Origin of the sequence: Paenarthrobacter sp. NPDC056912, assembly GCF_042786555.1 — a bacterium.
Taxonomy (GTDB): domain Bacteria; phylum Actinomycetota; class Actinomycetes; order Actinomycetales; family Micrococcaceae; genus Arthrobacter.
In genome coordinates this window covers 1-23,825 of the sequence record NZ_JBHUCD010000024.1, presented here as the reverse complement: position 1 = coordinate 23,825, position 23,825 = coordinate 1, and the positions used below count along the sequence as shown (strand labels likewise).

General features: G+C 64.2%; 18 protein-coding genes and 2 tRNA genes. 9 read left to right on the top strand and 11 right to left on the bottom strand.

The features are described 5' to 3' along the window. Positions 1–95: 95 nt before the first annotated feature. A complete protein-coding gene (locus tag ACFRJ9_RS20815; RefSeq protein WP_377671982.1) occupies positions 96–1,304 on the top strand; it encodes an ROK family transcriptional regulator in 1,209 nt (402 codons plus the stop codon). A 46-nt stretch (positions 1,305–1,350) separates the two neighbouring features. Here ACFRJ9_RS20815 and ACFRJ9_RS20810 read toward each other — a convergent pair whose 3' ends face one another. From ACFRJ9_RS20810 to ACFRJ9_RS20770, 9 genes are all read right to left on the bottom strand, one after another. After that, on the bottom strand, positions 1,351–2,922 hold the full coding sequence (locus ACFRJ9_RS20810) for a Na+/H+ antiporter (RefSeq protein WP_377671980.1): 1,572 nt from the start codon (positions 2,920–2,922) through the stop codon (positions 1,351–1,353). A gap of 120 nt (positions 2,923–3,042) precedes the next feature. Beyond that, on the bottom strand, positions 3,043–3,699 hold the full coding sequence (locus ACFRJ9_RS20805; RefSeq protein WP_377671977.1) for an NAD(P)-dependent oxidoreductase: 657 nt from the start codon (positions 3,697–3,699) through the stop codon (positions 3,043–3,045). 77 nt (positions 3,700–3,776) lie between these two features. Continuing rightward, a tRNA-Met gene (locus tag ACFRJ9_RS20800) sits at positions 3,777–3,850 on the bottom strand. A 61-nt stretch (positions 3,851–3,911) separates the two neighbouring features. Further along, a tRNA-Thr gene (locus ACFRJ9_RS20795) sits at positions 3,912–3,983 on the bottom strand. A gap of 118 nt (positions 3,984–4,101) precedes the next feature. Next, positions 4,102–4,608: a LysM peptidoglycan-binding domain-containing protein gene (locus tag ACFRJ9_RS20790; protein ID WP_377671974.1), complete on the bottom strand. Its 507-nt coding sequence runs from the start codon at positions 4,606–4,608 to the stop codon at positions 4,102–4,104. 138 nt (positions 4,609–4,746) lie between these two features. Continuing rightward, entirely contained in the window at positions 4,747–6,948 is a 2,202-nt protein-coding gene (locus ACFRJ9_RS20785) for a DEAD/DEAH box helicase (protein ID WP_377671972.1), read from the bottom strand. A gap of 387 nt (positions 6,949–7,335) precedes the next feature. Continuing rightward, positions 7,336–8,001: an MOSC domain-containing protein gene (locus ACFRJ9_RS20780; RefSeq protein ID WP_377671970.1), complete on the bottom strand. Its 666-nt coding sequence runs from the start codon at positions 7,999–8,001 to the stop codon at positions 7,336–7,338. A 281-nt stretch (positions 8,002–8,282) separates the two neighbouring features. Continuing rightward, positions 8,283–8,957 (bottom strand): response regulator, encoded by a 675-nt coding sequence (locus ACFRJ9_RS20775; protein ID WP_377671968.1) that lies wholly within the window; start codon positions 8,955–8,957, stop codon positions 8,283–8,285. Beyond that, positions 8,954–10,471 carry an ATP-binding protein gene (locus ACFRJ9_RS20770; protein WP_377671965.1) on the bottom strand — a complete coding sequence of 506 codons (1,518 nt, stop codon included), beginning with the start codon at positions 10,469–10,471 and terminating at the stop codon, positions 8,954–8,956. The genes ACFRJ9_RS20775 and ACFRJ9_RS20770 overlap by 4 nt, the downstream gene beginning before the upstream one ends. A 153-nt stretch (positions 10,472–10,624) precedes the next feature. Between ACFRJ9_RS20770 and ACFRJ9_RS20765 the strand changes: the two genes are divergently transcribed. From ACFRJ9_RS20765 to ACFRJ9_RS20755, 3 genes are read left to right on the top strand one after another with little or no spacing between them, the layout of a single operon-like run. Further along, the gene (locus tag ACFRJ9_RS20765) at positions 10,625–11,284 is read left to right on the top strand and encodes a Tat pathway signal protein (RefSeq protein WP_377671963.1); all 660 of its coding nucleotides are present in this window, start codon (positions 10,625–10,627) and stop codon (positions 11,282–11,284) included. A gap of 2 nt (positions 11,285–11,286) precedes the next feature. Continuing rightward, entirely contained in the window at positions 11,287–12,492 is a 1,206-nt protein-coding gene (locus ACFRJ9_RS20760) for a glutathionylspermidine synthase family protein (RefSeq protein ID WP_377671960.1), read from the top strand. Beyond that, positions 12,489–14,015 (top strand): APC family permease, encoded by a 1,527-nt coding sequence (locus ACFRJ9_RS20755; protein ID WP_377671957.1) that lies wholly within the window; start codon positions 12,489–12,491, stop codon positions 14,013–14,015. The genes ACFRJ9_RS20760 and ACFRJ9_RS20755 overlap by 4 nt, the downstream gene beginning before the upstream one ends. A 9-nt stretch (positions 14,016–14,024) precedes the next feature. Here the strand turns inward: ACFRJ9_RS20755 and ACFRJ9_RS20750 are convergent, their stop codons facing one another. Next, complete coding sequence (locus tag ACFRJ9_RS20750; protein ID WP_377671955.1) at positions 14,025–15,362, bottom strand: glycosyltransferase 87 family protein; 1,338 nt, start codon at positions 15,360–15,362, stop codon at positions 14,025–14,027. Between the two features lie 133 nt (positions 15,363–15,495). Here ACFRJ9_RS20750 and ACFRJ9_RS20745 point away from each other — a divergent pair, with 133 nt between their 5' ends. Beyond that, on the top strand, positions 15,496–16,671 hold the full coding sequence (locus ACFRJ9_RS20745; protein WP_377671952.1) for an acyl-CoA dehydrogenase family protein: 1,176 nt from the start codon (positions 15,496–15,498) through the stop codon (positions 16,669–16,671). Between the two features lie 52 nt (positions 16,672–16,723). Here ACFRJ9_RS20745 and ACFRJ9_RS20740 read toward each other — a convergent pair whose 3' ends face one another. Next, on the bottom strand, positions 16,724–17,335 hold the full coding sequence (locus ACFRJ9_RS20740) for a TetR/AcrR family transcriptional regulator (protein ID WP_377671949.1): 612 nt from the start codon (positions 17,333–17,335) through the stop codon (positions 16,724–16,726). 149 nt (positions 17,336–17,484) lie between these two features. Between ACFRJ9_RS20740 and ACFRJ9_RS20735 the strand changes: the two genes are divergently transcribed. The 4 genes from ACFRJ9_RS20735 to ACFRJ9_RS20720 are packed head-to-tail and all read left to right on the top strand — an operon-like array spanning position 17,485 to position 23,769. After that, on the top strand, positions 17,485–18,819 hold the full coding sequence (locus tag ACFRJ9_RS20735; RefSeq protein ID WP_377671946.1) for an extracellular solute-binding protein: 1,335 nt from the start codon (positions 17,485–17,487) through the stop codon (positions 18,817–18,819). Beyond that, positions 18,816–19,763: a carbohydrate ABC transporter permease gene (locus tag ACFRJ9_RS20730; RefSeq protein WP_377671944.1), complete on the top strand. Its 948-nt coding sequence runs from the start codon at positions 18,816–18,818 to the stop codon at positions 19,761–19,763. The genes ACFRJ9_RS20735 and ACFRJ9_RS20730 overlap by 4 nt, the downstream gene beginning before the upstream one ends. Next, complete coding sequence (locus ACFRJ9_RS20725) at positions 19,760–20,680, top strand: carbohydrate ABC transporter permease (RefSeq protein WP_377671942.1); 921 nt, start codon at positions 19,760–19,762, stop codon at positions 20,678–20,680. Before ACFRJ9_RS20730 ends, ACFRJ9_RS20725 begins: the two co-directional genes overlap by 4 nt. Then, positions 20,680–23,769: a glycoside hydrolase family 2 TIM barrel-domain containing protein gene (locus ACFRJ9_RS20720; protein ID WP_377671940.1), complete on the top strand. Its 3,090-nt coding sequence runs from the start codon at positions 20,680–20,682 to the stop codon at positions 23,767–23,769. Before ACFRJ9_RS20725 ends, ACFRJ9_RS20720 begins: the two co-directional genes overlap by 1 nt. The last annotated feature ends 56 nt before the right edge of the window (positions 23,770–23,825 follow it).

The following is a 23,825-nucleotide window of genomic DNA, read 5'->3' as shown; positions in this document are numbered from 1 at the left end:
GGACAAGATGATTCCTTTTCGTCTGGATTTGATTTAGATTCTAAATAAAGCTCCTCCAGTATTATCTGGTGCGGGCAGAAAGAGGTCAACAGTCCATGGCAGAAGTTTCAGCAGCCACACCGCAGCTGCTCCGGCGGGTGAACGCTGCCGCGGTCCTGGGTGTCATGCGCGTGTCCGACGTCGTTACCGTCACCGAGCTCATGGACGCCACCGGGCTGACACGCGCCACGGCGTTGGCTGTCTGCGAGGACCTCATGAAGCGTGGGTGGATCCGCGAAATCGTGGCCCCACGCGACCAAGGCATGTACCAGAAAGGCCGGCCCGCCCGGAGGTTCGCCCTTGCCGAGACCGCAGGGTTCGTCCTGGGCGTGGACGTCGGCGCACTGAAGGTCACCGTGGTGGTCGCCGACCTCCGCGGCACCACCGTCAGCCGCGCCAGCGAGCCGTTTCGGGACATGGGAATCTCCGCCGAAGAACGCATCAACACCATCAACCGCACTGCATTGCTGGCGCTGGACTCGGCGGGAGCATCGCCGTCGAGGGTGTTGGCGGCAACTGTAGGCGTCGCCGCGCCCGTGGACCGCACCGGAAAGATCCTCGCGAGCCAGCAGTTCTGGCGCCAGTTCGACGTCGGACTCCGCACAGCCCTCCACAACCTCCACGGCTGGGCGGTACTACTCGAAAATGACGCGAACCTGGCGGCGCTCGGTGAGCGTTGGCGGGGTTCGGCCGTCGGGGTGGACGACCTGGTGGTGCTGCTGGCCGGCGAGCGGCTCGGTGCCGGACTGGTGGAAAACGGGCGCCTCCTCCACGGCCGCCATGGTGCCGCAGGAGAAATGGCGTACCTGAACCTGGTGGAGGGCGTGGGCGACACCCACGGAGTGGCCGCGCTGGTCCGACTGTGGGCCGAAGAGCAGTTAAGCCTCGGCGTGGAATCATCATTGAACGAGGCCGCAACGACCCAGGCGGTGAGCGCCGAACAGGTGTTCGAGGCAGCTGCAGCGGGAGACGTCGTCGCGGTTGAAATGTTGGAACGACTGGCCGAACGGCTCGCGCGCATCGTGGCAACGGTAGCCACCATCTACAACCCGGAACTCGTGGTTATTGGCGGGGCCGTGGCACATTCAGTGGCAGGAATGATCGATGCGATCGCAGAGAAGATTCCGGCGCACACGGCCACTCCCCCGCAGCTCACAGCATCACCCTTGGGTGATGCTGCGGTGACCATCGGCGCCGTGCGGTGCGCCTTGGACTACGTGGAGGCGCACTCGCTGGACCTTGAGCTGGTGCCCGCCACCGGCTAGCCCGGCGGCCCTTCCTTGTCCGGGCTGGACCTCGTCCCGGGTGGATCTAGTCCGGCACCGACATGGTGCGCAGGTCCAGTTGCCGCAGGACGCGGTCAGCGACTTCCGGATCTGTGCCTGGCTCATTGCGAGCTGCCACCACTTCCTGGCGGGCCGCATCGAGGGCGATCGTCTGGACGGCAATGGACAGTTCCCGCCCGCGTTTACGCTTCTCGGCGGTGGTTTCGTTCTGAAGGGTGCCATCCAACAGCTCCGCATGCAGGCGGCGCATCTTCTCTTTGACCATCGCCACCTTCTCGGAGGGAAGTTCCTTCATGAGGTCGTGGTCCTTCAACGCGGCCACGGCAGCCGACTGCGCGCGCTTTGCCAGGACGCGGGCGGCGTCCTGTTCATGGGTGCCGTCCTCCGTTGCATTGAGGACGCGCATCAGCCACGGCAGCGTGAGCCCGGGCAGGACCAAAGTGGCCAGCAGGACAGCACAGGCAATGACCAGGATCTCGTGCCGCGCGGGGAAATCACTGCCGTCGGGCAAGGTCAGCGGGAGTGCCAAGGCAAGCGCCAAGGTGGCCAGCCCGCGCATGCCGCACCACGTCAGGATCAGCACTTCCTTGGGGGACGTAGGTTGCAGGAGGTTCCTCCGCCGCCGGGCGGTCAACGCCAACAGGCCCAGCCAGAGATAGCGCACCACGAACACCAGGATGCAGATCACCACGGCCATGCCGATCATTCCGAAGATGGCCGTACCTTCATCCCGGATAACGTGGCGGATTTCCAGTCCTACCAAGCCAAAGGCGAGTCCCGTGGCAAGCAGTTCCACCACGTCCCAGAACGCCGTCCTGGTGACCCGTTCCGCGGCATCCTGCGGGCGGGCATGGCGTTGCAGTTCCAAGGCCGTCACCACCACGGCCACCACACCCGAAGCGTGCAACTCCTCCGCGAGGATGTAGGCGGCGAAGGGAACCACCAGGGTGACTGCGCTGCGCGCAACCATGGAGGTCACGAGCTTTGTGATGACCTTGGTCAGCCAACCCATCGCAATGCCGATCAGCACAGCCAACGTTGCACCAACGACGAACTGGAGGATGATGTCCGGGCCCACCTCACGGCCGGAGACCGTTGCGGCCACGGCGGCCTGGAAGATCACAATTGCCGCGGCGTCGTTGAACAGTCCTTCACTCTGCAGGACGGTGATGAGCCGGCGGGACATGTGGACACGTCCAGCCACCGATTCGACGGCCACCGGGTCCGGCGGGGCCACCATGGCGCCCAAGGCGATGGCGGCAGGAATCCCGATCCCGGGAATCATGAGCCAGGCAGCACCGGCCACCACGGCAGTGGACACCACCACCAAGGCAACTGCCATCAGGAGCAGTGTTCGCCACCGCACACGGAAAACAGCCCAGGAACTCTTCTGGGCAGTAGCGAAGAGCAGCGGCGGCAGGAAGATCGGAAGGATCAGTTCCGGCGAGATCTCGAATTCGGGGAAGCCGGGAATGAAGGTCAAGGCAACAGCCAGCAGGAGCATCAACACCGGATAGGGAAGCCGAAGCCGGTCCCCCAAACCCACGGCCACCACTGTTGCAAGCAGTAGCCCGATAATGAGCGCCAGCTGATCCATGTTCCTGCTTCCCCAGATGTTAGACGGCTCTTTCGCAGACCAAACCGCAAAATTTCCTAACCAACAATATCCCGGGGCCGCGATCTCCCCGGGCGGGGTGAACTGGCGCCCTACCGGCGCTTACCCGGCGGTGAGGGCGTCCACCACGTCCTCGGTTCCATCCTTGAACGTGATGGTGCGGTGGATGGTCTCCGGCAATTCCAGGACGGCCGCAGTGACCAATGCGACGTTGGCCCGGGAGGTGCGGGTACCGTCTCCGGGGTTGGCTGGATCCGTTTCGATCTGTCCGGTTGCGGGTTCGTCCGTGAGGGCCCCTGGCCCCAGGACGGTCCAGTCCAGGCCCTTGCCCCGCAGGTAGTCATCGGCCGCGGCTTTGGCCTCCGCGTAGGCGAAAAAGGGGTTGTCCTCCGGTACACCATGGTCCGCTGCGGCGCCGAGATAGGACACCATGACGTATCGCTTGACCCCAGCTGCTTCTGCGGCGTCCATGGAACGGATGGCTGCATCCCGGTCCACGGCATACGTCCTTGCAAGATCGCCTCCGCCGGCGCCAGCCGACCAGACCACGGCGTCGTGGCCCGTCAGCGCCTGGGCGAGTTCCGCCGTCGTCGAATTCTCAACGTCAAGAACCTCAGGAACTGCGCCGGTTGCCGTGACATCTGTCACATGATCGGGATTTCGAACGAAAGACGTGACGTCGTGACCTTCGTCACTGAGAATGCGGGACAGATGCAGGGCCACTTTGCCGTGGCCGCCAATGATTGCGATTCGGCTCATGGACCCATTCTGTCCCACGAACCAGTCCCATGAAACGAAAAAAGACCCCGCAGGCGATTCTGCGGGGTCTTGCTCTGTAGCGGTGGGGAGGCTCGATCTCCCGACCTCACGATTATGAGTCGTGCGCTCTAACCAACTGAGCTACACCGCCACGAATGAGAAAAACCTGTGCCAAGCCGGTCAAAACCGCCTTGACACAGGCCCTCATTCAGAGCCCCCCACCGGAATCGATCCGGTGACCTCGTTCTTACCAAGAACGCGCTCTACCACTGAGCTAGGGGGGCAACGAGTAAATACTCTACCGGACGTTTTCAGAAGCTACAAATCGGCGGAAAAACGCGGAAAAACGGCGCCGACACAATTTGCGAAGACGCCGTTTTCCTGATCTAGATGCGGCCGAAATCAGGGTAGGCGGAGCACTTGTCCGGGGTAGATCAGGTCCGGGTTGGGCACGGTATCGGCGTTGGTGGCGATCAAGGCTCCGAGGTCCACAGCGAACTGCGCGGCGATCCCGCCCATGGTGTCCCCAGGCTCCACCACCACCTCCGTGACCCTCGGCGCTGCCTGTGCCGGCTCCGCAGCTGCGGGAGGGGCCTCAGAGGCGGCTGCCGGGGCAGCAAGGGGCTCTTGGACCCCGGCCGCGTCCGGCGCCGCCTGCTGGGCTTCCTGCGCCACGGCGACGTCCGCCGCCTCCTGCCGGGCAGCAGCCTGAGCCGCCGCGGCCTCAGCGGCAGACGTATCCGAAGCGGAAACCTCGACGGCGGAAGCGTCCTCCACGGCCTGGGCTGCGGCAGTCTGGTCTACTGCAGCCTGCCCTTGGTCACCGGGCGGTGTATCGCCATGTCCCTTGTCGCCGTGATCCTTTTCACCGAATCCAAGGTTCTTCTTCAAGTTGTCGAGCAAACCCATGGAGCACCCTCCTACGTTCTGCTTGCGGCCACTTAGCCGGCACCTTGATGGTACGGCCGGACGCAGCCCCACGTAACCCCGTTAAACGCCGCAAGGGGCCGGCTGGAAAGCCGGCCCCTTGCGGGAATTACTTAGTGTTTACCACTTGCCCTTGCGGTTGAAATCGCGGTGTCCGCCTTCGCCGCCGCTGCGGGGCTTGCGGGCGCCGTCGCCGTGTCCACCGAAGCGGGAGCCACTGGCCTGGCCGCGGTCACGATCGCCGAAGCTGCCTGCGGTGCGCTCGGAACGGTCGCTGTAGGAGCGGCCGCCACGGTCTGCAGAGGAACGCTCGCCTTCAGGCTTGCGGAACTCCTTCTTGAAGCCACCGGTGCCCTTGAAGTTTCCACCGCCACGGTTTTCGCGGTCGCCGTAGCCGCCACGTCCGCCACCGGAGTAGCTGCCACGGTCGCCGCTGGGCTTGCGTCCGTTGTCCAGCTCAAGGTGGATCAGCTCGCCACCGATGCGGGTGCGGGACAGTGCCCGCAACTGCTCGGGGCTCAGATCTGCCGGAAGCTCCACCAGGGAGTGGTCCGAGCGGATGTCGATGCCACCGATCTGTGCGGATGAAATGCCACCTTCGTTGGCAATGGCGCCAACGATGGAGCCCGGCATGACGCGCTGACGGCGTCCGACGGCGATCCGGTAGGTAGCGTTGCCCTCGGTGAGTGCACGGGTCGGGCCACGGGAACCGAAGCCGTCCTTGGAGCGCTCACGCTTCTGGTACTCAGGAGCTGCAGGCAGTTCCTTGACCAGCAAAGGCTGTCCGCCCTGTGCCATGACGGCCAGAGCTGCAGCGATCTCCGAAGCCGGAACGTTGTGCTCTTCCTCGTAGGAGGAGATGAGGTCGCGGAACGCCGCAACATCCTCGGACGCGAGGGTCTCGGTGATGCGCTCGGCAAACTTGCCCAGGCGCAGCGTGTTGACGGTCTCTGCGGTCGGGAGGTGCATCTGCTCCACCGGCTGGCGCGTGGCCTTTTCGATGGAACGCAGCAAGTACTTCTCACGCGGCGTCATGAACAGGATCGCGTCACCGCTGCGGCCTGCACGGCCGGTACGGCCAATGCGGTGCACGTAGGACTCGGTGTCGTGGGGAATGTCGTAGTTGATGACGTGGCTGATGCGCTCAACGTCAAGACCACGAGCAGCGACGTCGGTGGCCACGAGGATGTCGATGCGGCCTTCCTTGAGTGCGTCGACAGTGCGTTCGCGCTGCTGCTGCGGGATGTCGCCGTTGATGGCGGCAGCCTGGAAGCCGCGGGACTTCAGCTTGTCGGCGAGGTCCTCGGTAGCCATCTTGGTCCGCACGAAGGCGATAACGCCGTCGAACTCTTCAACCTCGAGGATGCGGGTCAGGGCGTCGAGCTTGTGCGGGCCCATGACCTGGAGGTACCGCTGCTTGGTGTTGGCACCGGTGGTGGTCTTGGACTTCACCGAGATTTCAGCAGGGTTGTTCAGGTACTGCTTGGACATGCGGCGGATCTGGCCCGGCATGGTGGCCGAGAACAGCGCAACCTGCCGGGTTTCCGGCGTCTGCTGGAAGATCTGCTCAACGTCATCGGCAAAGCCCATGCGCAGCATTTCGTCAGCTTCGTCCAGTACCAGGTACTGGAGCTCGGAGAGGTCCAGTGAACCCTTGGCGATGTGGTCGATCACACGGCCGGGGGTACCCACAACAACCTGTGCACCACGGCGAAGGCCGGCGAGCTGCGGGCCGTAGGCCGAGCCGCCGTACACCGGGAGGACAGTGAAGTCATCGATGTGCTTGGCGTAGGAGGTGAACGCCTCGGCGACCTGGAGGGCCAGTTCACGCGTCGGAGCCAGGACCAGTGCCTGGGTCTTGCGGGACGGGCCGTTGAGGTCGTGCAGTTCAGCCAGGCGGGACAGGGCCGGAACAGCGAATGCTGCGGTCTTGCCGGTACCGGTCTGTGCCAGGCCGACGACGTCGCGGCCTTCAAGGAGCAGCGGAATGGTGGCTGCCTGGATGGGAGACGGCTTTTCGTAGCCGACATCCTGCAGGGCGGCCAGAACGCGGCCGTCGATGCCAAGATCGACGAAGCGCACGCCTTCTTCTTCCTCTTCTTCTGCCTTGGGGGCAGGAGCTTCGGTGAAGGCGGGGGCTGCAGTCTCAGCTGCAGCAGTCTCGACGGGGGCAGCGGCAGCAGCCGGTGCTTCTGCTTCGGCGGGTGCGCTGGTCTCTGCTGATGCAAACGGGGCTGATGCAATCGGGGCCGATGCAATCGGGGCTGCTTCAGCAGACTCGGCGGTCTGTGCGTCGAAGTTTTCGTTGAGATTTTCGGTCATAGGGGGAAATTCCTCATCCATAGGGCAGTCGGCGCGGCCCGGTTGGGCTGGCCGCAGTACTCGTCGCGAAGAGACAGGGAAAAAGGTGCCCTGCTTTCGCAAGAAGTCCGGCGCTATCGCAATCCCATGGCAGGACTTCCCGCTGCATCTCTTGGCTGCTATCCCAGCAGTCTGTACAGCGTTTTCTTTAGCCGGCTCTCCCTATGAAAATGCCCGCACACATTTGCGGGCCCCAACACTTACCAGTCCTGCCTCAAGAATTGGGCAGGATAAAGGGATTTCCGGAGTGGGGGATATTTCAAGTGTAAGCTACGGGGCACCCTCACCGCGACTTCAGGCCCCATCGCGGGCGGGTGAGCTTGTTCACACCTGTCCACGGGCGCGGTTTCAGGCGTCCTGGAACCCGTGCCGCCGCAGCACTTTCTCGAAGACCGGGCGGTAGTCCTCTTGCAATCGGATCTCTCCATCGGCCTCGGCATCCAACAGGACCTGGACCAGCTCCAGCGTCGGCTCACTGAACCACTGGCCCACGGTAACGCCGTGTTTGGGGACGAACGTGCGGTGGATGTGGTCCCCTGCGGAGATGGAGCCTGTCTTGATCACCCTCAGGTAGGTGCCAACGCGTCCAGCCTGCGTGAACCGCTTCACCCACTGCGGCTCCCCCAGCACCCGTTGGAACGTCGCGCACGGAGTCCGCGGAGACGTCACCTCAAGTTCCACGTCCAAGCCGATCTTCCAGCGCTCCCCGATGACCGCCCCCGTTGCGTCGATCCCGGCCACGCGCAGGTTCTCGCCGAAGATTCCTGCCGGCAGGTCCCGCTGCAGCTCCTCGGACCAGAAGTCGGCATCCGTCTGCGAGTACGCGTACAGCGCCTGGTCTTCTCCCCCGTGATGGAGGCGGCTCGCCTGCACATCGCCGTGGATCCCGAGTTTGTGAACCTTGACAGGGCCCTCGACGGGACGTTTGTCGATCGCTGTGACCCCCACGCTTCCTTCGGGGTCGGGCAGCAACCCGTGGACACGGCAGACGGCAATGAGGGATGCGGTGTTCATGGACAACAGTCTACGGAAGCCACACCCCCAAACGCTCTCTCACCAAACCGCCCCTTCAGCCGAACGCTCTCTCAGTTGCTCTCTGACGGTCGGTGCCACGAGTGGAGGTGCACAGGTGCCCGGTGGCTTGCGGTGCACGCTATCGGCGTCCCGCCACGACCCACTTTGAGCGGGAACACCCCGCGACGCGCCGTCATACGGGCATGGGCTTGGCTTTCTCGATCGAAAGTTGGTGGCGGCGGTACGGCACTGGGGACTTAGCCACGACGGCGGCTGGAGCCCTACGGATCGAACCTGTAGCCCATCCCCGCCTCGGTGTGCAGGTGCCGGGGCTCGGCCGGATCGCGCTCCAGCTTCCGCCGCAGTTGGGCGATGTAGACCCGCAGGTACTGTGTCTCCTTCGCATAGGCCTGCCCCCAGACCTGCGTCAGGATCTGCTGCTGGCTCACGAGCTTCCCTTTGTTCCGCACCAGCAGTTCCAGGATGTTCCACTCAGTGGGCGTCAACCGGACTTCCGATCCGTCTTTAACGATCTTCTTGCCCGCCAGGTCCACCATGAAGTCAGCCGTAGCCAAGGTAGGTTCCTCGTGGTCAGTGACGACCCGCCGCGAGGCGACCCGAAGCCGGGCAAGCAGCTCATCCAAACCGAACGGCTTGGTCACGTAATCGTCCGCACCGGCGTCGAGCGCTTCCACCTTGTCCTCCGACGCGTGCCTGGCGGACAGCACGATGATGGGCATGCTGGACCAGCCGCGGATGCGGCGGATGATCTCCACACCGTCCATGTCAGGCAGCCCAAGGTCCAGGACCACAATGTTCACCGGTTGCTTGGCGGCCGCATTCAAGGCGTCGGCTCCGTTGCCTACCGTGAGGGCCTGGTATCCGTGCGCCTGAAGGGTGACCTGCATGGCCCGGGCAATCCGGGCTTCGTCCTCCACGATCAGCACCAGCGTCATTGCAGATCACCTCCGTGACCGGTCCACAACGGAAGGGTGACCACCATGGTCAAGCCACCGCCCGGCGTCGGCTCAGCCGCCAGCCTGCCGCCCATGGCCTCACTGAACCCCTTGGCCACGGCGAGCCCCAACCCGATCCCGCCGCCGGCGCTTGACGTGGGAGAGTCACCGAAACGTTGGAACGGCTGGAACATGTCCAGGACCTCCTCATGCGCCATTCCCCTGCCATGGTCCACGATGCGCAGCTCGCTGGCGGGCCGATCGCCCAGAGTGATTCCGGCACCCGCACGCGCCGTCAGGACCACATCCGAGTCCGGGGCGTACTTCGCCGCGTTCTCCACGATATTTGCCACAACCCGCTCCAACATGCCGGCATCGGCCTGCACCAGGGGCAGGTTGGGCGGCAGTTCGTTGCGCAGCTTGTCACGGGAAACTCCCCGGAGGGCGTCTGGCAACACGTCAGCCCACGCAATGCCCGCCAGCAAAGGATTAACAGCATCCGCGGTGAGCCGGGACATGTCCAAAAGGTTATCCACCAGGTGGTCCAGCCTGTCGGCGTAGTCCTCAATGGTCTCCAGCAATTCGCTCTCCACCTCCGGAGGGAAACTCACCTCCTCCTGACGCAGGCTGCTGACGGCCAGCTTGATGCCCGCCAACGGCGTCCGGAGATCATGCGATACGGCACGCAGGATGGATGTCCTCATCTTGTTGCCCTCGGACAACCGCAAGTTGTCCCGCCGGCTCTTCACCAACTGCTGCCGTTCCCGCACCGCCACCACGAACGCCCCGAACGCCGCCAACAACCGCTGGTGCTGCGGGGACAGCGGCCCGCCACGCAACAACAGCGTGTAATGGGGATCGACGACGGCGGCATGGTCCGCGGCCGCGTGCGTCACCGGCGGATTGGGGCCGGCGCTCGCCAGGACCTGCCACTCGGATGCCGCCAGATAGCCGGGATTTGTCGCCGGCGCCGGGGAGCCCAACAGGGTCACCGCGTCCATGCCCAAGTTGCCGCGGACCTTCTCAAGGAATGACTCCAGGCTGCCGTCCGAGCTCAGGATCCGCAGGGCCAGCTCGCTGAGCGCCGTAGCCTCCGCTCCGGACCGCGCCGCCTCCTGCGCACGCCGGCTTGCCAGACCAACTGCGAGCGCCACACCGCAAGCCACCGCAAGGAAAACCACCAGCGTGAACAAGGTGGTGGGGTCGGCGATGGACAACGAACCCACTGGATCCGCGGAGAAGTAGTTCAGGAGGAAGCTGCCCAACACGGCGGCCACCACCGCAGGCCACAGTCCGCCGATCGCCGCTACAGCCACCGCCACCGCCAGTTGGAGCAGCATGATCATGGCGAAGTTGCGGAAGCCAAGGACCGTGGCCAGAATTTCGACGACGGGCGGCAACAAAAGCGCCAGGACCAGTCCCGTCACCACCCGGCTCCGGCCAATCCCGCGGACCGGCGGAAGCCGCAACAGCCCGCCGTCGTCGCCGTTGCCATGTGCCAAAGGTGCCGCCATGGCTTCATCCTTCCATGGTTGGCACCATGGGCAGTTCTCCCCACACGGTCCTGTCACCAGTGCCGGGGCGGCGCTCAAGGACTAGGCTTGCTCTCAGCATTCTGCTCCGGCGTGGCGCCGGACACTCCACACGGTCTATCCAGGGGGATACGCATGGGACCGAAAGACAGCCCCGACGCGGCCGGCAACAACGGCAGCGGCACGGGCAACAATGAGCACTTGAACGCGGGCAAAAACCCGCCCAAACCCCCGCCTTGGCAGGTCCCACAGCCTGAACTCCACCCCGAGCTGAGCAACGCCGGCACAGGGGGAATCGGTAACGGCGCGGAAGATCGGGGCAAGGGCGCAACCGGCGGTCCGCTGCCCATTATCGATCCCTTCGCCAAGGAGCGCGAACGCGACTCGGCGCAGGCGGCACGTAAGAAGAAGCGCTCGCAGCGACGCACCGTCGTCGTGGGTCTCGGCGTCACCGCCCTGCTGGCCGGAACCATTACCGCGATCGTGGCCAGCAACGAACAAGAGGCTGACTACGCGCAGGTGTGCTTCAACGACGAAACCGGCGAGCGCGTGGACGACACGCAGTGCGATAACAGCAGTTCGGCCGGCCGCAGCTCGGCCATCTACGCCTGGTACTTCTACTCGCGGGGCGCCAGTGTGCCTGCCGTGGGGCAGAACCGAAGCGCCTACCCGGCTTACACTGCCACCGTTCCGGCAGGGGCCAAGGCCGCTACCGGCTACAGCACCAAGGGCGGCACTGTGAGCCGCGGCGGATTTGGCAGCAGCTCAAAAAGCGGCGGAAGCTCGGGAGGCTAGGCGTGCGTCGACTGCGCTCCGCGCCCAGGCCGGACTGGAAACAAAAGATCGAAGAACAGGGCCTGGTATTCTCCACCACCACCATGCCAGATGGCCGCAAAATCGAATACTGGAACGAATCGGCCTACTACGAATTTACGGTTGATGAGGTGGAAACCCTCGAGAAGACCGCCGAGGACATGCACATCATGTGCTTGGAGGCTGCCAAGTACTTGGCCACGGGGGCCATGGGCGATATCGGCATCGGGCAGCAGGCGCTGCAACTTGCCGGCGAGTCACTCCTGGCTGCGGACATGGATATCTACGGCCGCTTCGACTTCATCTATGACGGCAAGGGCGGGCCGGCCAAGATGCTCGAATACAACGCCGACACTCCCACCGGGCTGATCGAAGCCTCGGTGGCGCAGTGGTTCTGGTTGCAGGACGTTTTCCCGGAAAAGGACCAGTGGAACGGCATCCATGAAGCGCTGATCCGGCAGTGGAAGAAACTGCAGTTCCGCACCGGCATGAGCACCCTGCACGTGGCCCATTCCGAGGCGGAGGAATCCGGCGAGGACTGGATGACGGCCGCCTACATGCGCGACGTTGCAAGCCAGGGCGGCTGGACCACCATCGGCATCAATATGTCCGACATTGGCTGGGATCCGAACCTGAACAGGTTCGTGGACATGGACAACTTCATGATCAGCACCATGTTCAAGCTGTACCCGTGGGAACTCATGATGAAGGAGCCGTTTGGCCAACGCCTCCTGCAGCGCGCCCACAATCCCCGTTGGGTTGAGCCGGCTTGGAAGATGCTGCTCTCCAACAAAGCCCTGCTGGCTGCGCTGTGGCACCTCTACCCCGGCCACGAGAACCTGCTCCCCGCCTACCTTGGCGATCCCGGCCCCCTCAAGGAATGGGTGGCCAAGCCGCTGCACGGACGCGAAGGCGACAACATCCGTATCCACGCCCCCGGCATCGAAATGCAGCAACCCGGCGGATATGGCCGGGAGGGCTGGTGCTTCCAGCAATACCACTCCCTCCCCGACTTCGACGGAAACCATCCTGTCCTGGGCCTTTGGGTGGTGGACGGGGAGTCCGTGGGCTGCGGCATCCGCGAATCGGACGGCCCCATCACGGACTACTTCTGCCGCTTTGTCCCCAACACCATCGACGCCCCGGCGCCTGTCGCGCCCCCTGCTACTTCCTACGGAGCCGCACTATGAGCACTGAAACCTCGACGCCGGGTGGCGGCTCAACGGGCGGCGACCGTGCCGCCGTCGTACCTTCCAAGGGCCTCCACGCCGGGATCCTGGACCTGGGCGACTCCGTCATGCTGGGCCTGGCATCCACCGCACCGGTGTACTCGCTGGCGGCCACGCTGGGACTCATTGTTGCCGTGAACGGCAACTACACTCCCCTGATCCTGATCCTGGGCTTCATCCCCGTGCTGTTCATCGCGTATGCGTTCCGCGAGCTCAACAGCGCCATGCCGGACTGTGGCACCACCTTTGTGTGGGCGCGGAAAGCGTTCGGGCCGTGGGCCGGTTGGCTCGGCGGTTGGGGCGTGGCGCTGGCCGGCATCGTGGTCCTGGCCAACCTGGCCCAAGTGGCCGGCAAGTATCTTTGGCTGCTGGTCGGCGACGGTTCCCTGGCCGATAACAAGTGGCTGGTGACGGCCACGGGTGTGCTGTTCATCGTGTTCATGACGTACGTGAACAACCGCGGCATCAGGCTGGGCGAACACGTTCAGCGCACCCTGACTTACATCCAGTACATCTCCCTAGGCATCTTTGCCGTGGCGATGATCTTCAGGATCGCCGGCGGAGCGCCCGAGGGCCAGGCTTTCGACTTTGAGTGGTTCAACCCCGCCGGCGCCTTCGCTGACCCCAGCGCCGTTGTCCATGGCGTGCTGCTGGCACTGTTCATCTACTGGGGCTGGGACACGTGCCTGGCGCTCAACGAGGAAACCGAGAACCCGGCCAAGACCCCCGGACGCGGTGCAGTGATCTCGGCCTCTGTCCTGGTGGCCATCTATGTTTCCGTCGCGCTGCTGGTGATGATGTACGCCACCATCGGAACCGACGGCATCGGCTTGGGCAATGAGGCCAACCAGGATGACGTGTTCCTGGCCATGAAAGACGTTGTGCTGGGACCTTGGGGCTGGCTGATCATTGTGGCCGTCCTGGCATCCGTCTTGTCTTCCACCCAAACCACCATCCTGCCCACTGCCCGCGGAACGTTGTCCATGGGTGTTCACGGCGCACTGCCACCGCGTTTTGCCAAGGTTCACGAACGCTTCCAGACGCCCGGCTTCTCCACCCAGGTCATGGGTGCAGTGGCAGTGGTGTACTACGTGGCCATGAGCTTCCTCAGCGAAAACCTGTTGGCCGATTCCATCAGCGCGATCAGCCTGTTCATTGCGTTCTACTATGCCCTGACCGGTTTCTCCTGCGTCTGGTTCTTCCGCTCAACACTGCGCGAATCCGCCCGCAATCTCTGGTTCCGGGGAATCCTGCCGTTCCTCGGCGCCGTGTCCTTGACGGTGGCCTTCTTCATCTCAGCTGTCCAAATGTGGGACCCGGCCTACGGGGATACGCAGATCTTCGGCATCGGCGGGGCGTTCGTCAGCGGCGTGCTGCTGCTGGCACTGGGCGTGGTGCTGGCCATCGTGTGCCGTTTCGCACCATCCACCCGCGGCTACTTCACCGGTGAGCGAGTGGAGGCAGGGCTGGTTCGCGGCCAGTAGCGCGGCTTCCTAGCGCTTCCACTGACGCAGACGGGAAGGGACGTCGTCAGCTTGGATGGCATCGCGTCGGAGGGCCACCAACCAGCACACCAGGATCGCCACGGCGCAGAACACGCCTGCGCTGGAGGCCATGATCCACAGCCCCGGAGTCTGGACGTTCAGGTCCGCGGCACCCAGCGTGGTGCCGATGGTCTTGGGCGAATAGAAGAACACGACCGTGGACACGGCCAGGACAGCACCCATGGCAATTCGCTGGGCCTTGTACCGGCCCGGGGTTTCCTTGATGGTCCAAGCGAACGCCGGAAGGACCACGGCCATCCACACCCAGTGATGCGACCACGAAACCGGGCTGATGAGCAGCATGGTGAGGGCCGTCGTCGAGATCGCTATGACGCGGGCACCCTGGGCGCTGGCCGCCCGGATCAGGAAGGCAGCCAAGAGCACGGTGGCCGCGCTGAGCACAATCCACGGCAGCGTGACGGAATCCTGGGGAACACCGAAGTGCAGCAGGGCGCCCTTGAGGGAAAGGTTGTCTACGTAGCCGGCGCCGCCGATCCTGGACGTGTCCGGGAGGATCTCCAACCAGAACTGCAGGGATTCGGCGGGACGCAGCAACCAGCCAAGCAGCACGGTGCCGGCGAAGCCAATCGACATGATCAACAGCCCGCGCCAATCCTTGCGCATGAGGAAGTAGAGGCCAAACACCAGCGGCGTCAGTTTGATCCCGGCAGCAACGCCCACCAGGAAGCCGCTGCCCCGGAAGCCACGGCGCTTGGATAATCCGCCCAGCAGGTCAACGACCATCAACCCCATGAGCAGGATGTTGATCTGCCCGAACGCCAGCGTTTCGCGCCAAGGACCCAGGAACAGGACCGCGAGGAACAGTGCAGCCGCGATCCAACAGCTAGTGGCGGAGGACAGTGCGCTGCGCCAGTTGGACTTTGATCGCCAATACCTCACGATCGTCACCGCAACCCAAGCGGCAAGGACCACCCCGGCAAGGTTGAAGGCCATGAGCGCTACGGGCTGCGGCAGCCGGGCCAGGAGCCCGAAGACAAGGGCAGCGAACGGCGGATAGGTGAAAGGAAGTTGAGGTCCGCCGGCAGAGGCAACGCTGGGTCCGTAGAGGTCCGAGGGAGCCGTGCCCGCCTGGTTCAGGATGCTCCCGCCAAACCAGTACACACTGAAGTCCAGGCCCTGCTTGCCCCAGTCCGCGAGCATGATCCACACCGGAACAACCAGCACTGCCAGCGGCAGCCAGCGTAGCGCTGAAGCAGCTCGCGTAGCGGCCTTCCGCGGTGCTGCTGCATCCGCCTTGGCCCGTAAATCGACGTCAGGCAGTGCCATTCCGTATCCCCCAAATTCGCTTTCATGCTGCGGGGGAAGTGTGCGACCCCCTCCCCCATACTACTGAAGGGGCCCGCATGGCCACTGGTGCGCAGGGTCCCGGCAACCGGGTCAGTAGACCTAGGATGCTGGAATGAGCGATTCAACGACGAACACCTCCGACGTCCTTGCCCTCGATTCCCTGCTGTCCCCGGACGAGCTGGCCCTCCGCGAAAAGGTCCGCGACTACACTGCCCAGCGGATCCGCCCGAACATCGCCCGCTGGTACGAGGACGCCGTTTTCCCACGCGAGATTGCGCCGGAACTGGGTGAGCTCGGTGTGTTGGGAATGCACCTTGAGGGTTATGGCTGTCCCGGCCGCACCGCCGTCGAATATGGTCTGGCGGCCATGGAACTGGAAGCCGGCGATTCCGGTATCCGGACCTTCGTCTCGGTGCAGGGTTCGCTCGCCATGACGGCCATTCATAAGTGGGGTTCGGAGGCACAAAAGGAGCAATGGCTGCCGCGGATGGCGGCCGGCGAACTGATCGGCTGCTTTGCCTTGACCGAGCCGACGGCGGGTTCGGACCCGTCGTCCATGACCACCTTCGCCAGGGAAACCAGCGACGGCTGGACCCTGGAAGGCGCCAAACGCTGGATCGGCCTGGCCTCGATCGCCGACGTCATGGTGGTCTGGGCCAACACTGATGAGGGTATCCGCGGGTTCCTCGTCCCGGCGGGAACATCCGGGGTGACCGCGACGCCCATCGAGCCGAAGCTCTCCATGCGCGCCTCAGTTCAGTGTGATGTGACGTTCGACGCCGTGAGGCTGGGTCCGGAGGCAATCCTCCCGGGTGCCATGGGACTTCGTGGCCCGTTCTCCTGCCTCAATGAAGCCCGTTACGGCATCGCGTGGGGTGCCATGGGTGCTGCGCGTGACTCGTACGAAGCCGCCCTCGACTATGCGGGCGCACGCCTCCAGTTCGGCCGCCCGCTGGCTGGTTACCAGCTGACCCAGGAAAAACTGGTGAACATGTTGGTGGAAATCCAGAAGGGCACCATGCTGGCCCTCCATCTGGGCCGTTTGAAGGACGCCGGCCACCTCCAGCCCCAACAGATTTCCCTGGGGAAGCTGAACAACGTTCGCGAAGCCATCAAGATCGCCAGGGAAGCCCGCACCATCCTGGGCGGCAATGGCGTCACACTGGACTACTCACCCCTGCGCCATGCCAATAACCTCGAATCCGTGCGGACGTACGAGGGCACGGACGAGGTCCACACACTGATCCTGGGCCAGCACATCACGGGCATCGGGGCGTTCCGCGGCTAGCTCACCCAAGGGCTAGCCAACCCAAGTAGGTTGGGTCAGGAGTTGGGTTGGGTCAGGCTTCGGGCAGGACTACCAGTTTGAAGTAGCCGCGAAGCCGCTCGGCAACATCCACGTCGTCGGGGGCCAGCAGCCATTGCGTCTGAAGCCCGTCCCACAGGGCAACGAGGGACATCGCTGCTTCGTCCGGATCCACGCCCGGGCGGAGCCTGCCAACAGCTGCCAACTCCGCGAACCGCCGCCCGTAGCTGGCGCGCAGGCGCTCGAACCGGTCAGTGAAGTAGGCGCGGCCGGGGTGCCCGTCGGTGACTGACTCTGCACACAAGACGGTGTACAGCTCGATCACTCCGGGAATGTCCTCGTTGAAGACGGCCGTCCGGATCACCGAGTCAACCAGGCCCTCTTCCATGTCGTCAGGAAAGGAGCCACTGGTGATTTCGTCGCGGCGTCTCAGCACGGCCATGAGGAGATCGCTCTTTGACGGGAAGTAGTGGAGCAGGCTGGTCTGGCTCATTCCCACACGATCCGCCACTTCCTGCAGCGACCCCCCACGGTAGCCGCGGGCGGCAAACACCGCGTGGGCAGCGTCGAGGATGGACTGCCGCCGTTCTCCGGATTTCGCGTACGGGCCCCGCCGCGCTGCGCGGCCCACGTCCTTTGTGGTCATGGCAAGTCAGTGTACATGCGTCGTTCAGCTCATTTCCAAAATTCGAGTACTTACTCGAATTTTCTGTTACCGTGGTCACACCCCGGCGCCGTGGACCCACGTTCCCCAGCGTCGGGGCTCGTCAACCTGACACATAGAGGTGAAGGCACATGACCCGATTCACGCGAAGACAACTCCTGGGCGCAGGCCTCGGCACAGCGGCCATGGGCCTGCTGACCGGCTGCGCAACTCCCGGAACACAGTCCGTCAATGCTGCGCCCACCATTCCTGCTGCTGGTGGGCCAGTGAAGCTCACGTACTGGGCGTGGCTCAAGGATTTCCAGAACGTGGCCGACATTTGGAATGCCGCCAACCCAAACATCCAAGTGGAGGCCGTCTGGATTCCTGGCGGCAATGCCGGCGGATACCAGAAGCTCTACTCGGCCCTCGCAGCCGGTGGCGGACCGGACCTTGCCCAAGTGGAACTGCGGTCCATCCCTGAATTCCTGTTGGTCAACGGCTTGGTGGACGTTTCCCGCTACGGCGCCAACCACCACGCCCATCTCTACGACCCCACCTTGTGGAAGCAGGTCAGTTACGCAGGTGGTGTTTATGGAATTCCGCAGGACTCCGGCCCGATGGGCATGTTCTATCAACCGGGCATCCTGGACAAGGTGGGCGGAGGCACCCCGACAACCTGGGACGAGTGGGCTGACCTCGGACGTGAGCTGCGTACCCAGGACACGTACCTTGATTGCTTCCCCATCAGCGATGCCTCCCCCTTCGCCTCATTCGCCGCCCAAGCCGGCGCCGCGTGGCTCCGGCCCGAGGAAGACGGCTGGGTCATCAACATGACCGACGACGCCACGCTCAACACCGCGCGCTTCTTCGACAAAGCGATCGACGACGACCTCGTCACCACCGCGTACGGCGCCTTCTCGCCGGGCTGGTTCGCCGCGGCCGCCAAGGGCGGAGTGGCCTCCACCATCACCGGCAGTTGGGGTGATGCCCTGATCCAGGGGGTCAGCGGATCCGAGGGCAAGTGGCGTGTGGCGCCGATGCCCACGTGGGGCAGCACGGGACACGGATCCACGTATCTTGGCGGGTCCACGGCCGCGGTGCTCGCCAACAGCAAGCACCCCAAGGAGGCCTTGGAGTTCGCCATCTGGCTGACCACGTCCAAAGAGGGAATCGACGCCGAGATCAAGAACAGCGGCATCGGCTGGTCCCCCAACCCGGATTTCATCGGCTCGGAACGGCAAAAAGCATCAGCGTTCTTCGGCGGGCAGCGATACAACGAGGAAGTCTTCGTACCTGCAACGCAGCAGCAAAACACCGATTGGTCGTGGTGGCCCGTGACGCAGCAGTCCTTCAACATCCTTAGCGACGGTTTCCGCAAGAAGGCCTTTGGCACCACCTTGGTGGATTCCGTGGTGGCTTCGGAGCAGCAGATCATCACCGTCTTCAAGAACAAGGGCCTCAGCATTCGGAAGGAAACGGCATGACCACTACCCGCCAAGCCCCCACGGCACAGCGCCCCGCAACGGCGGCCCGGCGCAGCAAGCGGACAGGCGCCGCTGCCCGGGCACCGTGGCTCTTGCTGGCCCCTTTCCTGGCACTTTTTGTGCTGACCTTCCTCCTGCCCATCCTTGTAGCCATCATGTCCAGCTTCACGAAAGTGACCCGGAGCGGACTCTTCGGCGAGGCGGGGGTAACCAGCGAATTCGCCGGATTCAGCAATTACGCGCAGGCCCTGGCAGACGGCAGTTTCGTGGCGTCGATCGGCCGGATGCTGCTGTTCGGCGTCGTCCAGGTGCCAGTGATGATCGTCCTGTGTACGGTGTTGGCGCTCATGCTGGAATCGGCCTCGGCCAAGTGGCCAGGCTTCTTCCGCGCTGCCTACTTCATGCCCTACGGGGTACCCGGTGTTATCGCCACCATCCTGTGGTCCTTCCTTTACGTGCCCGGACTCAGCCCCCTGATCGATGTTGCAAAGATTGTTGGATTGACCCCTGATTTCCTGGGCGCCAACAGCGTGCTGTGGTCCATCGCGAACATCGTCACGTGGAGCTACACGGGCTACAACATGCTGATCATCGTGGCGCAGCTCAAAGCCATCCCGGTGGAACTTTATGAGGCAGCCACAGTGGATGGAGCCTCAACATGGCGCGTAGCCCGGAGCATCCAGCTCCCGCTGATCCGGCCTGCCTTGGTGCTGACCACGGTGTTTTCCATCATCGGCACCTTGCAGTTGTTCGCTGAAGCGCAGGTCCTCAAGACGGTGGCTCCGGCCATCGACAGCCAGTACACGCCCAACCTCAGCGCCTACACCACTGCCTTCGCCTATAACGACTACAACGTCGCCGCAGCCCAGTCGGTCATCATCGCAGTGGCCGCTTTCGCCCTTTCGTTCGCCTTCCTCGCATTCACGAACAGGAAGTCATCATGACCGCAACAGCCACCACATCGACGTCGAACATCACTTCCAGAACCAGCAAGCCTCCCGCACGTGCGAACCGATCAGCAGGACGACGGCGGAGGTCGACAATCATCGTCACCGGACTTTTGGTGGTGGTGGCCCTTTACTTCCTGATTCCTGTGTATTGGGTGTTGGTTGCCTCCACAAAGTCCACGGCAGACCTCTTTTCCACCAATGGCTTCTGGTTCGCTGAAACAATCTCCCTGGGCGACAATCTCGCGAGGGTGCTCAGTTACGACAACGGGATCTTTGGCCGCTGGTTCCTGAACTCGGCCATCTACGCCGGCGTCGGCGCGCTCCTGGCCACGTACTTCGCCGCAGCGGGCGGCTACGCCCTGGCCAAGTACGAGTTCAAGGGACGCAACCTCGTGTTCGGTACCATCCTGGGCGGGGTGCTGGTTCCGGGAACAGCTACGGCGCTCCCGCTGTTCCTGCTGTTCAGCCAGATGGGATTGGCCAACACGTATTGGAGCGTGCTGCTGCCTTCACTGGTCTCGCCGTTCGGACTGTTCCTGTGCAGGATCTACGCGCAGGCCACCGTGGATACCTCGCTGATCGAGGCCGCCAGGATCGACGGCGCCGGGGAACTCCGCATCTTCCACACCATCGGGCTCAAGGTTCTGACCCCGGCACTGGTCACCGTGTTCCTGTTCCAACTGGTGGGTATCTGGAACAACTACTTCCTGCCGCTGGTCATGCTCTCCGATTCCGAGCTCTACCCCATCACGCTGGGCCTGAACAACTGGCTCAGCCAGGTGGACCGCCTGCCCGAATTCTATGAACTGACCACGGGCGGAGTGCTGCTCTCCATCATTCCGCTCAGCATCGCCATGATTGTCCTGCAGCGCTTCTGGCGCGGTGGACTGACAGAAGGAGCCGTTAAGTAATGACCACGTCACTGGACGCCAGCTACATCACGGACCGCGGCCCGGGCTCGGGCAAGCGGATCCCCGCACGTTCCTGGCTGCACACCGACGCTCCCACGCTTTCACTGAATGGGCAGTGGAGTTTCCGCCTTCTTGCCGGCGCACCGGGTACGCCGGGCGGACGCGGCGTACTTCCCGCCGGTGAGGCCGCAGAGGGAGTCGCCCACGAATCCCTGGACGATTCCGGCTGGGACCAGATCCCGGTTCCAGCGCACTGGGTCCTGGAGGCAGACGGCCGCTACGGGCGCCCCATCTACACGAACGTCCAGTTTCCTTTCCCCACGGATGCACCCCACGTCCCGGACGAGAACCCTACCGGTGACTACCGCCGAACGTTCGAGGTACCGCACACCTGGAGCGACTCGGGGAGGATCGTGCTGCGCTTTGACGGCGTCGAATCCCGGTACAAGGTGTGGCTCAACGGAACCGAGATCGGCGTGGGCACGGGCAGCCGCCTGGCCCAGGAATTCGACGTGAGCGAGGCCTTGCGTCCCGGAAGCAACGTGCTGGCTGTCCGGGTTCACCAGTGGTCAGCCTCCAGCTACATCGAAGACCAGGACCAGTGGTGGATGCCGGGAATTTTCCGCGATGTCACGCTGCAGGCACGCCCCACTAAGGGCATCGACGACGTCTGGTTGCGGACGTCCTACGCGGCCGGCTCCGGCGTCATCGACCCTGAGATCACAGCAGATTGGTCCGCCTACCCTGTTCGCCTGTCGGTCCCAGAATTGGACGTCGACGTCGTGTGGAACTCCCCGGCCGACGTCGCCCCGGTGGCGATCACCGCCGTCGAGCCTTGGTCCGCAGAGGTTCCGCGCCTGTACAACGCAACGGTGGCCAGCGAAGGCGAGACCATTTCGCTGCGGCTCGGCTTCCGCACGGTAGAGATCATCGGCGACCAGTTCCTGGTGAACGGCCGGCGCGTGGTGTTCCATGGCGTGAACCGGCATGAGACGCACCCGGACCGGGGCCGCGTCTTTGACGAGGACTTCGCCCGGGCGGATCTTGCCCTGATGAAGCAGTTCAACGTCAACGCGATCCGCACGAGCCACTACCCGCCGCACCCGCGCCTGCTGGACCTCGCGGACGAGATGGGCTTCTGGGTAATCCTGGAGTGCGACTTGGAAACTCACGGCTTCGAACGGCTTGGCTGGGTGGGCAACCCCAGCGACGATCCCGCCTGGCGTGAGGCCTACGTGGACCGCATGGAGCGCACGGTGGAACGCGACAAGAACCACGCGTCCATCATCATGTGGTCCCTCGGGAATGAGTCCGGCACGGGCTCCAACCTGGCAGCAATGTCCGCTTGGGCGCATGCCCGGGACGGCGGCCGACCGGTCCACTACGAGGGCGACTACACCGGCGCCTACACGGACGTGTATTCGCGGATGTACTCCTCCGTGCCGGAAACCGAGGCGATCGGCCGCGACGAGTCCGGTTCGCTCCTGCTGGGCTGCTCCGCCGCGGAGTCCGCCCGGCAGCGCAGCAAGCCGTTTATCCTGTGCGAGTACGTCCACGCCATGGGCAATGGTCCGGGCGCGATCGACCAATACGAGGACCTGGTGGATCGCTACCCGCGGCTGCACGGCGGGTTCGTTTGGGAATGGCGGGACCACGGCATCCGCACCACCACGGCCGATGGCACGGAGTTCTTCGCCTACGGCGGTGACTTCGGCGAGGTAGTTCACGACGCCAACTTCGTGATGGACGGCATGGTCCTGTCCGACTCCACGCCCAGCCCGGGGCTCTTCGAGTACAAGCAGATTGTCGCCCCGGTGCGCTTGGGCTTCAGCACGGAAACGCTCGACGGCGGTACGCGCCGCTTCGTCTCGGTCGCCAACCTGCGGCATACGGCGGATGTGTCAGATGTTGTGCTGCGCTGGCGCACTGAGGTAGATGGCGTGGCGAACGCTTCCGGCGAACTCGACGTTGTCACATCAGAGGGAACGCCCCTCACCGCTGGCGATACGACGCGGATCGCGTTGCCGGAGTTCGTGCACGTGGCATCGGGCGAGTACTGGCTCATCGTTGAGGCCGTCCTCCGAAAGGACACCGCCTGGGCCGAGGCCGGCCACGCAATCTCCGCCGCGCAATGGGAACTGGCGGATACACGTCCGCGGCTGAGCGCCCCCCCGCGCCCTCCGGCGTCGGCAAACCGTGCGGCCGACGTCCTGGAGGGAACTGTTTCGCTCGGCCCTGCCCGATTTGAGGACGGTCGTTTGGTTTCGCTGTCCGGGCTCCCGGTATCCGGCCCTCGCCTGGAGTTGTGGAGAGCCCCCACGGATAACGATCGCGGTGCGGGGCGCGGCAGCTACGACCTCGCTGATCCGTGGCTCAACAACGGCGACGGCGTTCCTGCTCCCGCCATGGAAACCGTGTGGCGGGCCGCTGGTTTGGACCGGCTGACGGCCAGGGTGGAAAAGGTCTCTTCGCACGAAACCGGGGTGGCAGTACGAACGAGATATGCAGCGGCTGACCAAGCACATTGGGTGACGGTAGAGGAAGACTGGCAGCTTGCCGGCGGTGAGCTGTTCCTTCGCCTGGACATCGCACCGAGCTCTGGCTGGGACATCATTTGGCCGCGCGTCGGGGTTCGCTTTGACCTGCCCGCATCCGTGGACGGCGCCTCGTGGTTCGGCACCGGGCCCCGGGAGTCCTACCCGGACAGCATGCACGCGACGCTCGTGGGACGGTACTCGTCAGGTATTGACGAACTCGCTGTGCCCTACGCCAAGCCGCAGGAATCGGGTCACCGCAGCGCTGTACGGTCACTGGACCTGCAGAACTCCGGCACTCCTTGGTTGCAGTTGGACGCCATCCCTGACTCCCGTGGCCGTTTGCCGGGCTTCACGCTTACCCGGCACACTGCCCAGGAGATTTCCGAGGCTGCGCACCCGCATGAGTTGCCTACAAGCCGAGGCAGTTTCCTGTACCTCGACGCCGCCCAGCACGGTCTTGGCTCCAGGGCATGCGGACCGGACGTGTGGCCGGACTACGCCCTGCGTCCGGAGGCCCGGACCCTGACGTTCCGGATCACCGAAGCAGGTTAGTACGCGCGTTGCGGGGCCTGCTCTGCGCGCTTCCGGACCGGAATGGCGCGCAGAGC

Excerpts from the sequence above, each read along its gene's own strand:
- ACFRJ9_RS20720 (WP_377671940.1), top strand. The coding sequence starts at position 20,680 with ATGACCACGTCACTGGACGCCAGCTACATCACGGACCGCGGCCCGGGC.
- ACFRJ9_RS20740 (WP_377671949.1), bottom strand. The coding sequence starts at position 17,335 with ATGACCACAAAGGACGTGGGCCGCGCAGCGCGGCGGGGCCCGTACGCG.
- ACFRJ9_RS20805 (WP_377671977.1), bottom strand. The coding sequence starts at position 3,699 with ATGAGCCGAATCGCAATCATTGGCGGCCACGGCAAAGTGGCCCTGCAT.
- ACFRJ9_RS20745 (WP_377671952.1), top strand. The coding sequence starts at position 15,496 with ATGAGCGATTCAACGACGAACACCTCCGACGTCCTTGCCCTCGATTCC.
- ACFRJ9_RS20775 (WP_377671968.1), bottom strand. The coding sequence starts at position 8,957 with ATGACGCTGGTGCTGATCGTGGAGGACGAAGCCCGGATTGCCCGGGCC.
- ACFRJ9_RS20780 (WP_377671970.1), bottom strand. The coding sequence starts at position 8,001 with ATGAACACCGCATCCCTCATTGCCGTCTGCCGTGTCCACGGGTTGCTG.
- ACFRJ9_RS20810 (WP_377671980.1), bottom strand. The coding sequence starts at position 2,922 with ATGGATCAGCTGGCGCTCATTATCGGGCTACTGCTTGCAACAGTGGTG.
- ACFRJ9_RS20755 (WP_377671957.1), top strand. The coding sequence starts at position 12,489 with ATGAGCACTGAAACCTCGACGCCGGGTGGCGGCTCAACGGGCGGCGAC.
- ACFRJ9_RS20730 (WP_377671944.1), top strand. The coding sequence starts at position 18,816 with ATGACCACTACCCGCCAAGCCCCCACGGCACAGCGCCCCGCAACGGCG.
- ACFRJ9_RS20735 (WP_377671946.1), top strand. The coding sequence starts at position 17,485 with ATGACCCGATTCACGCGAAGACAACTCCTGGGCGCAGGCCTCGGCACA.
- ACFRJ9_RS20785 (WP_377671972.1), bottom strand. The coding sequence starts at position 6,948 with ATGACCGAAAATCTCAACGAAAACTTCGACGCACAGACCGCCGAGTCT.
- ACFRJ9_RS20765 (WP_377671963.1), top strand. The coding sequence starts at position 10,625 with ATGGGACCGAAAGACAGCCCCGACGCGGCCGGCAACAACGGCAGCGGC.
- ACFRJ9_RS20725 (WP_377671942.1), top strand. The coding sequence starts at position 19,760 with ATGACCGCAACAGCCACCACATCGACGTCGAACATCACTTCCAGAACC.
- ACFRJ9_RS20750 (WP_377671955.1), bottom strand. The coding sequence starts at position 15,362 with ATGGCACTGCCTGACGTCGATTTACGGGCCAAGGCGGATGCAGCAGCA.
- ACFRJ9_RS20815 (WP_377671982.1), top strand. The coding sequence starts at position 96 with ATGGCAGAAGTTTCAGCAGCCACACCGCAGCTGCTCCGGCGGGTGAAC.
- ACFRJ9_RS20770 (WP_377671965.1), bottom strand. The coding sequence starts at position 10,471 with ATGGCGGCACCTTTGGCACATGGCAACGGCGACGACGGCGGGCTGTTG.
- ACFRJ9_RS20790 (WP_377671974.1), bottom strand. The coding sequence starts at position 4,608 with ATGGGTTTGCTCGACAACTTGAAGAAGAACCTTGGATTCGGTGAAAAG.